The following is a 13,520-nucleotide window of genomic DNA, read 5'->3' on the forward strand; positions in this document are numbered from 1 at the left end:
CATCATGAATCTATCCAAGTTCTTCATCGACCGGCCGATCTTCGCGGGGGTGCTGTCGCTCCTGATGCTGATCGCCGGCCTGATCGCGCTGCGCGGGCTGCCGATCTCCGAGTACCCCGAGGTCGCACCGCCCTCGGTGGTGGTGCGCGCCCAGTACCCGGGCGCCAATCCGAAGGTGATCGCCGAGACGGTGGCGACGCCGATCGAGGAGCAGATCAACGGCGTCGAGGGCATGCTCTACATGGGCAGCCAGGCGACCACCGACGGCGTGATGACGCTGACCGTCACCTTCAAGCTCGGCACCGACCCCGACAAGGCGCAGCAACTGGTGCAGAACCGCGTCTCGCAGGCCGAGCCGCGGCTGCCCGAGGAAGTGCGCCGTCTCGGCGTGACCACGGTCAAGAGCGCGCCCGACCTCACGATGGTGGTGCACCTGGTGTCGCCCAACGACCGCTATGACATGACCTACCTGCGCAACTACGCGGTGCTCAACGTCAAGGACCGGCTGGCGCGCATCGAGGGCGTGGGCCAGGTGCAGATCTTCGGCGGCGGCGACTACTCGATGCGCGTCTGGCTTGACCCGCAGAAGGTCGCGCAGCGCGGCCTCTCCGCCAGCGACGTGGTGGCTGCGATCCGCGGCCAGAACATCCAGGCGGCGGCCGGCGTGGTCGGCGCATCGCCTGGCCTGCCGGGCGTGGACATGCAGTTGTCCATCAACGCCCAGGGGCGGCTGCAGAGCGAAGAGGAGTTCGGCGACATCATCGTCAAGAGCGGCGCCGACGGTGCCGTGACCCGGCTGCGCGACATCGGCCGGCTCGAACTCGGCGCGGCCGACTATTCGCTGCGCTCGCTGCTCAACAACGACGCGGCGGTCGGCATGGGCGTGTTCCAGGCGCCGGGCTCCAACGCGCTCGACATCTCTTCCAACGTCCGCAAGACGATGGCAGAGATCAACAAGACCATGCCCGAGGGCGTGGAATACCGCATCGCCTACGACCCGACGCAGTTCGTGCGCGCCTCCATCGAATCGGTGGTGCACACGCTGCTCGAAGCCATCGCGCTGGTGGTGCTGGTGGTGATCCTGTTCCTGCAGACCTGGCGCGCCTCCATCATTCCGCTGCTCGCGGTGCCGGTGTCGGTGATCGGCACCTTCGCCGTGCTGCATGTGCTGGGCTTCTCGATCAACGCGCTGTCGCTCTTCGGGCTGGTGCTGGCGATCGGCATCGTGGTCGACGACGCGATCGTGGTGGTCGAGAACGTGGAGCGCAACATCGAGGCCGGGCTCACGCCGCGCGAGGCGACGTATCGAGCCATGCGCGAGGTGTCCGGGCCGATCATCGCGATCGCGCTGGTGCTGGTGGCCGTGTTCGTGCCGCTGGCCTTCATCAGCGGCCTCACCGGGCAGTTCTATCGCCAGTTCGCGGTGACCATCGCGATCTCGACCGTGATCTCCGCGATCAACTCGCTGACGCTGTCGCCGGCGCTCGCCGCGCTGCTGCTGCGCGGTCACGACCAGCCCAAGGACGCGCTCACGCGCGGCATGGACCGGGTCTTCGGCTGGCTGTTCCGCGGCTTCAACCGCTTCTTCCACCGCGGCGCGGAAGCCTACAGCGGCGGCGTCAAGAACGTCATCTCGCGCAAGACGCTGATGCTGGTGATCTACCTCGCGCTCGTCGGCGTGACCTTCGGCCTCTTCAAGGCGGTGCCGAGCGGCTTCGTGCCGGCGCAGGACAAGCAGTACCTGATCGGCTTCGCGCAGCTGCCCGACGGCGCCACGCTGGACCGCACCGAAGAAGTGATCCATCGCATGGGCGAGATCACCAAGAAGAACCCGAACGTCGAAGACGCGATTGCGTTCCCCGGCCTGTCGATCAACGGCTTCACCAACAGTTCGAACTCGGGCATCGTGTTCGCGACGCTCAAGCCCTTTGCCGAGCGCCAGCGCGCCGACCAGAGCGGCGGCGCGGTGGCGGGCCAGCTCAACCAGCAGTTCGCAGGCATCCAGGACGCCTTCATCGTGATGTTCCCGCCGCCGCCGGTGGCGGGCCTGGGCACCACCGGCGGCTTCAAGCTGCAGCTGGAGGATCGCGGCTCGATCGGCTACGAGCAGATGGACGCGGCGGTGAAGGCCTTCATGACGAAGGCGCGGCAGGCGCCCGAGCTCACCGGCATGTTCACCAGCTGGCAGGTCAACGTGCCGCAGCTCTATGCCGACATCGACCGCACCAAGGCGCGCCAGCTCGGCGTGCCGGTGACGGACATCTTCGACACCATGCAGATCTACCTCGGCAGCCTGTACGCGAACGACTTCAACAAGTTCGGCCGCACGTACTCGGTGCGGGTGCAGGCCGATGCGCCGTACCGCGCACGTGCCGAAGACGTGGGCCTGCTGAAGGTGCGCTCGAACTCGGGCGAGATGGTGCCGCTCTCGGCGCTGATGAAGGTGAATTCCAGCTTCGGACCGGAACGCGCGATGCGCTACAACGGCTATCTCTCGGCCGACATCAACGGCGGCCCGGCGCCCGGCTTCTCCTCGGGCCAGGCGCAGGACGTGATCGAACGCATCGCGGCCGAGACGCTGCCCAAGGGCGTCAGCTACGAGTGGACCGAGCTGACCTACCAGGAAATCCTGGCGGGCAATTCGGCGGTGCTGGTGTTCCCGCTCGCCATCCTGCTGGTGTTCCTGGTGCTGGCCGCGCAGTATGAAAGCCTCACGCTGCCGCTGTCGATCATCCTGATCGTGCCGATGGGCCTGCTCGCGGCGATGACCGGCGTATGGATCTCGGGGGGTGACAACAACGTCTTCACGCAGATCGGGCTGATCGTGCTGGTGGGCTTAAGTGCGAAGAACGCGATCCTGATCGTGGAGTTCGCGCGCGAGCTCGAGTTCGCCGGGCGCACTCCGCTCCAGGCCGCGATCGAAGCCAGCCGGCTGCGCCTGCGCCCGATCCTGATGACCTCGCTGGCCTTCGTGATGGGTGTGCTGCCGCTGGTGCTGGCGACCGGCGCCGGTTCGGAGATGCGCTCGGCCATGGGCGTGGCGGTGTTCGCCGGAATGATCGGCGTGACCGCCTTCGGCCTGTTCCTGACGCCGGTGTTCTACGTCGTGCTGCGTCGCCTGACGGGCAACAGGCCGCTCAAGCTGCATGGCGAGGTGCCGCATCTGGACGACAGCTTCGTCTCGGCCGACCACCCGGCGGCGGCACCGCATGCGGCGGGCGGCGGCGGGGGCCTGCAGCCTGCACCGGCTTCGCCGCTCAAGTTGCATGAGTAAACGGGATCAAGGCCCTCACGGCCTCCTTCAAGAAAGTCGATCATGAAATCCGATTCGAAACTCTTCCGCCCCTGGCGCGCCGCGCTGCTGCCGCTGGTCGCCGCACTGGTCCTGGTCGGCTGCGCGACCGCGCCGGCGGAGCTGCCGGCCTTCAACACGCCGGCCCAGTTCAAGGAGCAGGCCGCGCCGCAGGCCGAGGGCACGTGGACGCGCGCGCAGCCGGCCGAGTCGCAGCCGCGCGGCGAATGGTGGCGCGCCTTCAACGACCCGGTGCTCGACAAGCTCGTCGAGCGGGCCGCTGCCAACAACACCAGCATCCAGTCCGCCGCCGCGCGCCTGGCCGAGGCGCGCGCCGTGCTGCGCAGCACCGATGCCGACCGCGCACCGCAGATCGGTTTGGGCGCGGGTGCCAGCCGGCAGGCCGGCCTGGATCGCAACCAGAGCAACAGGCCCTCCACGCTGATCACGGCCGGCGTCGATTTCTCCTACGAGATCGATCTCTTCGGCCGCCTCTCGCGTGCCAGCGACGCGGCGCGGCTCGATGCCGAATCGCGCGAAGGCCTGCTGCAAAGCACGCGCCTGCTGGTCCAGGCCGAGACGGCCCAGACCTACCTCTCGCTGCGCGCGCTCGATGCCGAGCGCGCGCTGGTGCGCGAAACCGTCGGCGCCTACCGCGACACCCTGCGGCTGGTGCAGCGCCGCAACCAGGCCGGCGATCTCGCCGAACTCGACGTGGTGCGTGTCGAAACCGAAGTGGCAGCCACCGAATCCGAAGCGCTGACGCTGGACCGGCGCCGCGCGGAACTGGAGCATGCGCTGGCGGTGCTGACCGGCGAGACGGCGTCGAGCTTCGCGCTGGAGACGCAGGACTGGTCGACCGCCTTGCCCACCATTCCGGCCGGCGTGCCGGCGACGGTGCTGACGCGCCGGCCCGACATCTCGGCCGCGCAGAAGGCCGTGTTCGCTGCACAGTCCCGCGTCGGCGTCGCGCAGACCGCGTGGTTCCCGAGCATTTCGCTCACGGGAGGCGGCGGCTACGCCTCCTCGGACGTCAGCGACCTGTTCAAGTGGTCGGCGCGGTCCTGGGGCATCGGGGCATTGCTTTCGCTGCCCTTGTTCGACGGTGGACGCCGCGAAGCCGGCGTGCAGAGCGCGAACGCACAGCTGGACGGCGCGCTCGCCAACTACCGCGCGCAGGTGCTGGGTGCCTTCAAGGACGTGGAGGACCAGCTCTCGTCGCTGCGCATCCTCGAGCAGCAGTCGAGCGTGCAGGGAAGGGCGGTCGCTTCGGCGAGCCGGGCCACCACGCTGTCCGATTCACGCTACCGCAACGGGCTGGTCAGCCAGCTCGACCTGCTCGATGCGCGCCGCCAGGAACTGCAGAACCGCCGCCAGGCGCTGCAGGTGCGCTCGGCTCAGTACCAGGCCACGGTCGGGTTGGTGCGTGCGCTGGGCGGCAGCTGGGAAACGCCGCAGACCACGGGCGCTGCGACGCCGGAAGCACCGGCGCAAATTGCGACGCGCTGAGTCTAGGAGCCGGCGTCCGGTGCGGACGCCGGCTGCGCATCTGCCAGCCGGCGCAGCGCGGTGGCCCCCAGCGCCAATGCGCTCGAATAGCTTGCTTGCGGCGTCGCGGCCGACTTGAAGTGCCGATAGTGCAGCGCGTCGCCCGTGTCGTTGTCAAAAGCTTCGATCAGCACCCAGAAGAATTTTCCTTTCTCGCGCTCCTCCACCGTGAGCGCCATGTCGCGTATCGCGGGCATCAATCCACTCCCTCATTTGTTGATGGGAGGAGGCTACGGAGCAAACGAGGTGTTTGACGCAGGCACGTCCGAATGCAATGCGCCGAAGCGTGAAAGACTTCGCGAGCGCTCCGAATGGCTCGGGCCGTAGCGGACAATCCACAGATGATTACAAGTGTGGGACGAAGCGGCCAAGCCCGCTGCGTCATGGTCCTCGGCACCACCAGCGGTGCCGGCAAGAGCTGGCTGGCGACCGCGCTGTGCCGCTGGTATGCGCGCCAAGGCCTCGAGGTGGCGCCGTTCAAGGCGCAGAACATGAGCAATAACGCACGTGTGGTCGCCGGCGGCGAGATCGGCAGTGCGCAATATTTCCAGGCACTGGCGGCGCGCGCCGAGCCCGATGTGCGCATGAACCCGCTGCTGCTCAAGCCCGAGCGCGACACGCACAGCCAGGTGGTGCTGATGGGCCGCGTGAGTGCCGAGCTGTCGTTGCTGCCCTGGCGCGGGCGCAGCGAACGCGTCTGGCCGCAGATCGCACACGCGCTCGACGAACTGCGGGCCGAGAACGAGGTGGTGGTGATCGAAGGCGCCGGTTCGCCGGCCGAGATCAACCTGATGGCGAGCGACATCGTCAACCTGCGCGTGGCGCGGCATGCCGATGCGCGCTGCCTGCTGGTGACCGACATCGACCGCGGCGGCGCCTTCGCCCATCTCTACGGCACCTGGGCGCTGATGCCGGAGGCCGACAGGGCCTTGATCAAGGGCTTCGTGCTCAACAAGTTCCGCGGCGATGCGACGCTGCTCGCGCCCGCGCCGCAGCAGCTCGAAGAGCTCACCGGCATACAGACCGTGGCGACCTTGCCGATGTGGTGGCAGCATGGCCTGCCCGAGGAGGACGGCGTTTTTGACGACCGCAGCACGGCCAGCGGCGAAGTCACGCGCACCATCGCCGTCATCGCCTATCCGCGCATCAGCAACCTCGACGAATTCCAGCCGCTGAAGAACATCGCCGGCGTGCGACTGCGCTGGGCGCGCAGCCCGGCCGACGTGGCCGGCGCCGACTGGATCGTGCTGCCCGGCTCCAAGAACACCAGCGGCGACCTGGCCTGGCTGCGGGCGCAGGGCCTGGACCGCGCGGTGGTTGCGCATGCAGGACGTGGCGGCGCGGTGCTCGGCATCTGCGGCGGGCTGCAGATGCTGGGCGAGGCGCTGATCGATCCGCATGGCGTCGACGGCAATGGCCCCGGCCTCGGCTTGCTGCCGCTGGTCACCGTGTTCGCGGCTGACAAGACCGTGCAACCGCGCGAGGCCCGCTTTGCCGAACTGACCGGCCCCTGGGCCGCGCTCTCCGATGTCGCGGTGCGTGGCTACGAAATCCATCATGGCCAAACCGCGCCCCATGCCGCGATGGCTGCCGCCGGCGATCACGCGATGCCAGTGATGCCCGACGAGCTGGCCTGGCAGAACGCCGCGGGCAACGTGCTCGGGCTCTACCTGCACGGCCTGTTCGAAGACCCGGCCGCGCTGCATGCGCTCTTCGGCGCGACCGCGCGCACGCTGGACAGCGTGTTCGACGGACTGGCCGACCACATCGATTCCCACTTTGAAGCGGGCGTGCTGCGCTCCCTGATCGAATGACGCTTGAACTCCCCACCGCCCCGAAACTCGACGACGCCGCGCTTGCTGCGCGACTTCAACATCGGATCGACAACAAGACCAAGCCGCTCGGCGCCTTGGGCCGGCTGGAGGCGCTGGCCTTGCGGCTGGGCCTGATCCTCGGCAGCGAATCGCCGGTGCTCCAGGCGCCGCAGATGCTGGTCTGCGCGGGCGACCACGGCTTGGCGGCGCGCGGCGTGTCGGCCTATCCGAGCGACGTGACCTGGCAGATGGTCGAGAACTTCCTGGCCGGCGGCGCGGCGGTCAGCGTGCTCGCGCGCCAGCACAGCCTGGCGCTGACTGTGGTGGATTGCGGTGTGCGGCATGACTTTGCGCCGCGCGCAGGCTTGTCGATCCGCAAGGTCGCACCGGGCACCGCCGATGCATCGACCGGCCCGGCGATGAGCGCGGCGCAGCGCGACGAGGCGATCGCCAATGGCATCGCGCTCGTGCGCGAGCTGCCGGGCAATGCGCTGCTGCTGGGCGAGATGGGCATCGGCAATACCTCGGCTGCATCGCTGCTGCTGGCGCGGCTCACGGGCCTGGACATCGATGCCTGCACCGGCAGCGGCACGGGCCTCGATGCCGACGGCCTGGCGCGCAAGCGCCGGCTGCTGCGCGAAGTGCTCGCGCTGCATGCCGATGCCGGCACGCCGCTGGCCGCGCTCGCGGCCTTCGGTGGCTTCGAGATCGCCACCCTGGTCGGCGCCGTGCTGCAGGCCGCGCACGAACGGCGCGTGATCGTGGTCGACGGCTTCATCGCGAGCACCGCGGTGCTGGTGGCGCAGGCGCTGCAGCCCCACGTCGTGCAGCGCTGCGTGGCGGCGCATGAATCGGCCGAACCGGGTCATCGGCTGCTCTTGAATTCGATGGGCCTCGACGCGCTGCTGCGCCTGGACCTGCGCCTCGGCGAAGGCTCCGGCGCAGCGCTCGCCTGGCCCTTGCTCGAATCCGCGTGCCGCATCCTGCGCGACATGGCGAGCTTCGAGTCGGCCGGCGTTTCGCAGCAGGACAAGGGATGAACGGCGTGCGCCACTTCCTGCTGGCCTTGCAGTTCTTCACGCGCGTGCCGGTCACCGGGCGGTTGGCCGGGTGGGTGGGCTTCAGCCCGGCGATGCTGCGCGCGAGCGCCGCGCATTTTCCGGGCGTGGGCTGGCTGGTCGGCGCGGTGGGCGCCGGCGTGTTCCTGCTCGCGCAGGCGGGGCTGCCCGGCGTGGCAGGTGCTGCCGTTGCGGCGCTGCTGTCCACGGCTGCGACGGTATGGATGACCGGCGCCTTTCACGAGGACGGCCTTGCCGACGTGGCCGACGGCCTCGGCGGCTCGGCCGATCGCGCGCGAGCCCTGGAGATCATGAAGGACTCGCGCATCGGCGCCTTCGGTGCCATTGCACTGGTGCTGGCGCTGGGCTTGAAGATCGCGCTGCTCGTCGTGCTGGCGGGGCAGGGCGCGATGGCGGTCGCCACCGCGCTGCTCGGCGCGCATGTGCTGTCGCGGCTGGCGCCCCTGTTCCTGATCCGCGGGCTCCCCTATGTCGGCGACCAAGGCGCGAGCAAGGCCAAGCCCCTGGCCGATGCGATCGGCGGCGGGGCCTTGCTGGTGGGCGTGCTGTATGCGTTGCCGGCCATAGCACTGCTGTTGCTCGCATATCCGCCGCTGCAGGGCGTCGCAAGCCTGCTCGCGTGCCTGCTCGGCGCGCTGTACATGGCTGCGCTGCTGCGGCGCCGGCTGCAGGGCTTCACCGGCGACGGCCTCGGCGCGACGCAGCAAGTCTGCGAGCTCGCGATCTACCTGGCGCTCGCCTGGCAGGCATGAAGCTCGGGCTCGTGCGCCACGCGCAGACCGACGCCGCGGCCGGCCTGTGCTATGGCCGCACCGACGTGGCGGTGCCGCCCGAAGCGATGCGCACGCTGGCCGAACGCATTGCACCGCAGCTCGCCGAAGGCATCGACATCGTCTGCTCTCCCTTGCAGCGCTGCGCCGGATTGGCGCAGGCGATTGCCGCGCTTCGACCCGGCCTCGCGCTTCGCACAGATGCGCGCATCGCCGAGATGGACTTCGGTTCGTGGGAAGGCCGCAGCTGGTCGAGCATCGAGCGCGCCGAGTTCGAGGCCTGGACCCGCAGCTTCGCCGATGCGCGCGCGGGCGGCAGCGGCGAAAGCACGCGCGCGTTCATGCAGCGGGTCGGCGAAGCCTTCGACGCCTGGCGCGGCGCCGGCCGCGACGCGCTGTGGATCACGCATGCCGGCGTGATCCGCGCCGTCTGGCTGCTGCGAGAAGGCGTGCGCTGCGCTGAGCGCGCCGACCAGTGGCCCGCGCAGAGCATCGCCTTCGGCGAATACCTGACCGTCGAGCTGCCCTGATCAGGGCGCCGGCGTCTTCGGCTTGTAGTCGCAGTACGGCGCGACCGCGCACTTCCAGCACATCGGCTTGCGCGCCACGCAGACATAGCGTCCGTGCAGGATCAGCCAGTGATGCGCATGCAGCCGGAACTCGGCCGGGACCCGCTTCATGAGCTTCTGTTCGACTTCGAGCGGCGTCTTGCCCGGCGCCAGCCCGGTGCGGTTGCCGACGCGAAAGATGTGCGTGTCCACCGCCATCGTCGGCTCGCCGAAGGCCACGTTGAGCACGACGTTGGCGGTCTTGCGGCCCACGCCCGGCAGCGCCTCCAGCTCGGCACGCGTCTTCGGCACTTCGCCGCCATGCAGGTCGACCAGCATGCGGCAGGCCTCCATCAGGTGCTTGGCCTTGCTGCGGTAGAGGCCGATGGTCTTAATGTAGCCCTCAAGGCCTTCGATGCCGAGGTCGAGGATCGCCTGCGGCGTGTTCGCGACCGGGAACAGCTTGCGCGTCGCCTTGTTGACGCCGACATCGGTGGCCTGCGCCGACAGCAGCACGGCGGCCAGCAGCTCGAAGGGGGTCGCGTATTCGAGTTCGGTTTCGGGCTCGGGGTTGGCTGCCTGCAGGGTGGCGAAGAAGGGCTCGATCTCGTTTTTTTTCATCGTGGCGGGCAGTGTAGGCCGGGGCCGGTGAACTTGCGACAATGGCGGGCGTCACCTCATCCGCAGAAGGTTCTCATGCAATTCGCCACCCGCCTCGACAACGTCGAAACCTCCGCCATCCGCGAACTCTTCAAGCTCCTGGGCAAGCCCGGCATCATCAGCTTCGCGGGCGGTTTTCCCGACAGCGCGATGTTCGACGTCGAGGGCTTGAAGGATGCGAGTGCCAGGGCGCTGGCCGAGGAGCCGGGCGGTGCCTTGCAGTACGGCGCGACCGAGGGCTACGAGCCGATGCGCACGCAGTTGAGCGCCTTCATGAAGGGCAAGGGCGTCGAGGTCGCGCCCGAAGGCCTGATCGTGACCACCGGCAGCCAGCAGGCGCTGGACCTGCTCGGCAAGACCCTGATCTCGCCCGGCGACAAGGTGATCGTCGAAGGCCCGACCTTCCTGGCCACCATCCAGTGCTTCCGCCTCTACGGTGCGCAACTGATCAGCGCACCCATCGATGCCGACGGCGTCGACGTCGACAAGCTCGAGCAGCTGATCGCCGAGCACAAGCCCAAGTTCGTTTACCTGATTCCGACCTTCGGCAACCCGAGCGGCGCGATGCTGAGCCTGGCGCGGCGCAAGAAAGTGCTGGAGCTGGCGGTGAAGTACCAGACGCTGATGGTGGAGGACGACCCGTACGGCGACCTGTACTTCGGCAAGGCGCCGCCGCCTTCGATCATGTCGCTCACCAAGGAAGTGCCGGGCAGCCGCGAACTCGTGGCGCATTGCGGCAGCCTCAGCAAGGTACTGAGCCCGGGCTTGCGCATCGGCTGGATGATCGCGCCGGCGGAGCTGCTCGCGAAGGCCACCATGTGCAAGCAGTTCAGCGATGCGCACACCAGCACCTTCGCGCAGGCGACGGCCGCGCAGTATCTGAAGAGCGGCCGCATGCCGGACACGCTGGCGCACGTGCGCAAGGTCTATGGCGAGCGCGCCCAGGCCATGGGCGCGGCACTGAAACGCGAACTCGGCGACGCGATCGCCTTCGAGCAGCCGGGCGGCGGCCTGTTCTTCTGGGCCCGGCTCACGGGCGCCAACGGCAAGCTGGCCGATGCCAATGTGCTGGCCCAGCGCGCGATCGAGAAGCTGGTGGCCTTCGTGCCGGGCGCGCCGTTCTTTGCCGAGAAGCCCGATGTGGCGACGCTGCGCCTGAGCTTTGCGACTGCCAACGTCGAGAAGATCGAAGAGGGCATCGCGCGCCTCGGCGCCGCGCTCTGAGCCCTCACCGCAGCGCGTCGGCGAGCTTCAGGCCGTAGCGCTGCCCGGCGTCCTCGAGCGAGGGCGCGATCGACGGGTGCAGGCGAACGCCCTGGTCGAGCTGCTCGGCGCGCCGCTGCAGCCCGCGTTCTCCGGGCACGCGCACCCGCCTGGTCGCATCGATCGGTGCATTGCCGCGGCACTGCATGGCCAGATGGTCCATCTGCCGGAGGAACTCCGCCTTGCCGCCGAAGGCCTGCAGATCGTGCAGCGTGAGGTGCACGGTCGCGCCCCAGCCTTCGCGCGCGTCGGCGCGGCCATGGCCTGCGAGGCCGGCGGTCAGCGCCTCCACCAGCAGCGCCAGCCCATAGCCCTTGTGGCCGTGGCTCAGGCCGCCCACCGGCAGCAGCGTGCCGGGCGGCTGGGCGAACAGCACCGCGGGGTCCCTGCTCGGGCGGCCCTGCGCATCGATCAGCCATTCCTCGTCGAACAGCTCGCCGGCCTTGTGCTTGCGGTTGCTCATGCCGTTGGTGGTGATGGAGGCCGAGATGTCGACCATCACGCCGCCTTCGCCGAGAGGAAAGCCCAGCGCCAGCGGATTGGGCGTGAACACCGCCTGCGTGCCGCCGAAGGGCGCGACGCTGGCGGCGTTCGGGTCGGAGCAGGCGAGCACCAGCAGCATGTCTTCCTCGAGCGCGCGCAGCAGGTAGACCGCCAGGCAGGCGATGTGGTGGCTGCGGCGGATCACGAGCGAGGCGGTGCCCAGCTCGCGGGCGCGCGGCACCAGCAGGTCCAGGCCCTGGTGCACCAGCCAGGGGCCGGGCAGGCGCTGGCCGTCCCACAGGACGGCAGCGGGACGGTCTGAAACGACGACCGGTGCGCCATCGCGCGTCATCCTGCCGGCCTCGAGTTCTTTCACATAGCCGGCCAGGAGCGCGAGGCCGTGCGTGTCGTGGCCCAGCAGGTCGCCTTGCACCAGCGTGTCGGCCACCGTATGCGCCATGGCTTCCGCCAGGCCGGCATGCTGCAGCAGTTGCGCGGCGAATCGGGTGAGGGCGGCGGCGTCGTAGCGGATGGATGTGTCGTTCATGGATTTCAGGTGGCTGCGGCGAGTTGCATCCGTTGCCGCTGGCGCCGCCAGGCCATGGCGCCGGAACCAACCCAGACGAAGAGCGTGAAGATCGCCAGGCCGGCGGCGATCGGCCGCTCGACGAAGGGCAGCCAGCTGCCGTCGGACTTGATCATCGAGGTGATGAAGTTTTCTTCGAGCATCTTGCCCAGCAACATGCCGAGGATGGCCGGCGCGACGGGGAAGCCGTTTTCTTCCAGCAGCCAGGCCGCGACGCCGAAGCCCAGCAGGATCCAGAGATCGAAGAGCGCGTTGTTGATCGCGAAGGAACCCACCAGGCAGAACACCAGGATGATCGGCATCAGCACGTTGCGCGGCAGGCGCAGGATGCGCGCCGAGGCCTTGATGCAGGCCCAGCCCAGCGGCAGCATGAGCAGGTTGGCGAGGATGAAGACAATGAACACCGCATAGACGCTGTGCGGGTTGTTCATGAAGATCATCGGCCCGGGGTTCATGTTCTTCATGTAGAGCACGCCGATCACGATGGCCGTGATCGAATCGCCCGGAATGCCGAACACCAGCGCCGGAACCCAGGCGCCGGCGAGGGCGCTGTTGTTCGCGGCGCCGGCCTCGACCAGCCCTTCGGGATGCCCGGTGCCGAACTTCTCGGGCTCCTTCGAGAGCTTCTTGCTCATCGCGAAGGACATCCAGGCCGCGATGTCGGCGCCGGCGCCGGGCAGGATGCCGACGGCCGTGCCCAGCGCGCTGCCGCGCAGGGTCTGCTTGGCGTACTTCCTCATCAGGCCGCCCATGCCGGCGAAGACCGAGCCGATCTGCTTGGTGAAGCTGCCGATGTGGTCCGTGGTCACTGTGAAACGCAGGATCTCGGAGATGGCGAACATGCCGATCATGGCCGGGATCAGGCTCAGGCCGCCCAGCAGGTCCGCACTGCCGAAAGTGAAGCGCGGATGGCCCGCGGGGTTCTCCAGCCCGACGCAGCCCATCAGCAGGCCGAGAAAGAGCGTGATGAGGCCCTTGAGCGGCGTGTCGCTGGTGATGAAGACCGCGCAGGTCAGGCCCAGCACGACGAGCCAGAAATATTCGAAGGAGCTGAACTTGATCGCGACCTCGGCCAGCGCCGGCGCGGCGACGATCAGCACCGCGGTGCCGAACAGGCCGCCGATGCACGAGAACACCAGGCCGATGCCGAGCGCGGTCTCGCCCTGGCCCTTGCGCGTCATCGCGTAGGACTCGTCGGTGTAGGCGGCCGAGGCCGGCGTGCCCGGAATGCGCAGCAGCGCGCCGGGAATGTCGCCCGCGAAGATCGCCATCGCGGTGGCGGTGACGATCGCCGCGATGGCGGGCACCGGCGGCAGGAAGAAGGTGATGGGCACAAGCAGGGCCGTGGCCATGGTGGCGGTGAGCCCCGGCACGGCGCCGACGAACATGCCGAACAGGCCCGACAGCAGCATCACGACCAGCACGGTCGGCGTGGCGACCATCTGTACGGCGAGCAGAACGGAATCCATCAGTCGCC

11 protein-coding genes are annotated in these 13,520 nt (G+C 68.8%); 7 read left to right on the top strand and 4 right to left on the bottom strand.

The window, feature by feature from the left end; all coding sequences use genetic code 11:
• Positions 1-4: 4 nt before the first annotated feature.
• The gene (locus ACSQ89_RS12335; protein ID WP_436292533.1) at positions 5-3,274 is read left to right on the top strand and encodes an efflux RND transporter permease subunit; all 3,270 of its coding nucleotides are present in this window, start codon (positions 5-7) and stop codon (positions 3,272-3,274) included.
• A gap of 42 nt (positions 3,275-3,316) precedes the next feature.
• Positions 3,317-4,801, top strand: coding sequence for an efflux transporter outer membrane subunit (locus ACSQ89_RS12340; RefSeq protein WP_436292534.1), 1,485 nt, complete (start codon positions 3,317-3,319; stop codon positions 4,799-4,801).
• A 2-nt stretch (positions 4,802-4,803) separates the two neighbouring features.
• Here the strand turns inward: ACSQ89_RS12340 and ACSQ89_RS12345 are convergent, their stop codons facing one another.
• Positions 4,804-5,037 carry a hypothetical protein gene (locus ACSQ89_RS12345; protein WP_093109221.1) on the bottom strand — a complete coding sequence of 78 codons (234 nt, stop codon included), beginning with the start codon at positions 5,035-5,037 and terminating at the stop codon, positions 4,804-4,806.
• A gap of 144 nt (positions 5,038-5,181) precedes the next feature.
• Between ACSQ89_RS12345 and ACSQ89_RS12350 the strand changes: the two genes are divergently transcribed.
• The 4 genes from ACSQ89_RS12350 to ACSQ89_RS12365 are packed head-to-tail and all read left to right on the top strand — an operon-like array spanning position 5,182 to position 9,033.
• Positions 5,182-6,654, top strand: a complete 1,473-nt coding sequence (locus tag ACSQ89_RS12350; RefSeq protein ID WP_436292535.1) for a cobyric acid synthase — start codon at positions 5,182-5,184, stop codon at positions 6,652-6,654.
• Complete coding sequence (gene cobT / locus ACSQ89_RS12355; protein WP_436292536.1) at positions 6,651-7,694, top strand: nicotinate-nucleotide--dimethylbenzimidazole phosphoribosyltransferase; 1,044 nt, start codon at positions 6,651-6,653, stop codon at positions 7,692-7,694. The genes ACSQ89_RS12350 and cobT overlap by 4 nt, the downstream gene beginning before the upstream one ends.
• Positions 7,691-8,485 carry an adenosylcobinamide-GDP ribazoletransferase gene (locus tag ACSQ89_RS12360; RefSeq protein WP_093109224.1) on the top strand — a complete coding sequence of 265 codons (795 nt, stop codon included), beginning with the start codon at positions 7,691-7,693 and terminating at the stop codon, positions 8,483-8,485. The genes cobT and ACSQ89_RS12360 overlap by 4 nt, the downstream gene beginning before the upstream one ends.
• A complete protein-coding gene (locus tag ACSQ89_RS12365; protein WP_093109225.1) occupies positions 8,482-9,033 on the top strand; it encodes a histidine phosphatase family protein in 552 nt (183 codons plus the stop codon). The genes ACSQ89_RS12360 and ACSQ89_RS12365 overlap by 4 nt, the downstream gene beginning before the upstream one ends.
• On the opposite strand, the gene nth is transcribed toward ACSQ89_RS12365, so the two are convergent.
• Positions 9,034-9,672, bottom strand: a complete 639-nt coding sequence (gene nth, locus ACSQ89_RS12370) for an endonuclease III (RefSeq protein ID WP_093109226.1) — start codon at positions 9,670-9,672, stop codon at positions 9,034-9,036.
• Positions 9,673-9,747: 75 nt separating this feature from the next.
• Between nth and ACSQ89_RS12375 the strand changes: the two genes are divergently transcribed.
• Positions 9,748-10,935, top strand: a complete 1,188-nt coding sequence (locus tag ACSQ89_RS12375; RefSeq protein WP_093109227.1) for a PLP-dependent aminotransferase family protein — start codon at positions 9,748-9,750, stop codon at positions 10,933-10,935.
• Positions 10,936-10,939: 4 nt separating this feature from the next.
• On the opposite strand, the gene ACSQ89_RS12380 is transcribed toward ACSQ89_RS12375, so the two are convergent.
• On the bottom strand, positions 10,940-12,004 hold the full coding sequence (locus tag ACSQ89_RS12380; RefSeq protein ID WP_436292537.1) for an Ldh family oxidoreductase: 1,065 nt from the start codon (positions 12,002-12,004) through the stop codon (positions 10,940-10,942).
• A gap of 5 nt (positions 12,005-12,009) precedes the next feature.
• Positions 12,010-13,515 carry a tripartite tricarboxylate transporter permease gene (locus ACSQ89_RS12385; protein WP_436292553.1) on the bottom strand — a complete coding sequence of 502 codons (1,506 nt, stop codon included), beginning with the start codon at positions 13,513-13,515 and terminating at the stop codon, positions 12,010-12,012.
• Positions 13,516-13,520 lie beyond the last annotated feature (5 nt).

Origin of the sequence: Variovorax sp. LjRoot175 (assembly GCF_964253805.1) — a bacterium.
In the GTDB taxonomy this organism is placed as follows: domain Bacteria; phylum Pseudomonadota; class Gammaproteobacteria; order Burkholderiales; family Burkholderiaceae_C; genus Variovorax.

Coding starts and splice junctions, on each gene's coding strand:
- ACSQ89_RS12350 (WP_436292535.1), top strand. CDS start 5,182: ATGATTACAAGTGTGGGACGAAGCGGCCAAGCCCGCTGCGTCATGGTC.
- ACSQ89_RS12380 (WP_436292537.1), bottom strand. CDS start 12,004: ATGAACGACACATCCATCCGCTACGACGCCGCCGCCCTCACCCGATTC.
- ACSQ89_RS12335 (WP_436292533.1), top strand. CDS start 5: ATGAATCTATCCAAGTTCTTCATCGACCGGCCGATCTTCGCGGGGGTG.
- ACSQ89_RS12375 (WP_093109227.1), top strand. CDS start 9,748: ATGCAATTCGCCACCCGCCTCGACAACGTCGAAACCTCCGCCATCCGC.
- ACSQ89_RS12340 (WP_436292534.1), top strand. CDS start 3,317: ATGAAATCCGATTCGAAACTCTTCCGCCCCTGGCGCGCCGCGCTGCTG.
- nth (WP_093109226.1), bottom strand. CDS start 9,672: ATGAAAAAAAACGAGATCGAGCCCTTCTTCGCCACCCTGCAGGCAGCC.
- ACSQ89_RS12360 (WP_093109224.1), top strand. CDS start 7,691: ATGAACGGCGTGCGCCACTTCCTGCTGGCCTTGCAGTTCTTCACGCGC.
- ACSQ89_RS12365 (WP_093109225.1), top strand. CDS start 8,482: ATGAAGCTCGGGCTCGTGCGCCACGCGCAGACCGACGCCGCGGCCGGC.
- cobT (WP_436292536.1), top strand. CDS start 6,651: ATGACGCTTGAACTCCCCACCGCCCCGAAACTCGACGACGCCGCGCTT.
- ACSQ89_RS12345 (WP_093109221.1), bottom strand. CDS start 5,037: ATGCCCGCGATACGCGACATGGCGCTCACGGTGGAGGAGCGCGAGAAA.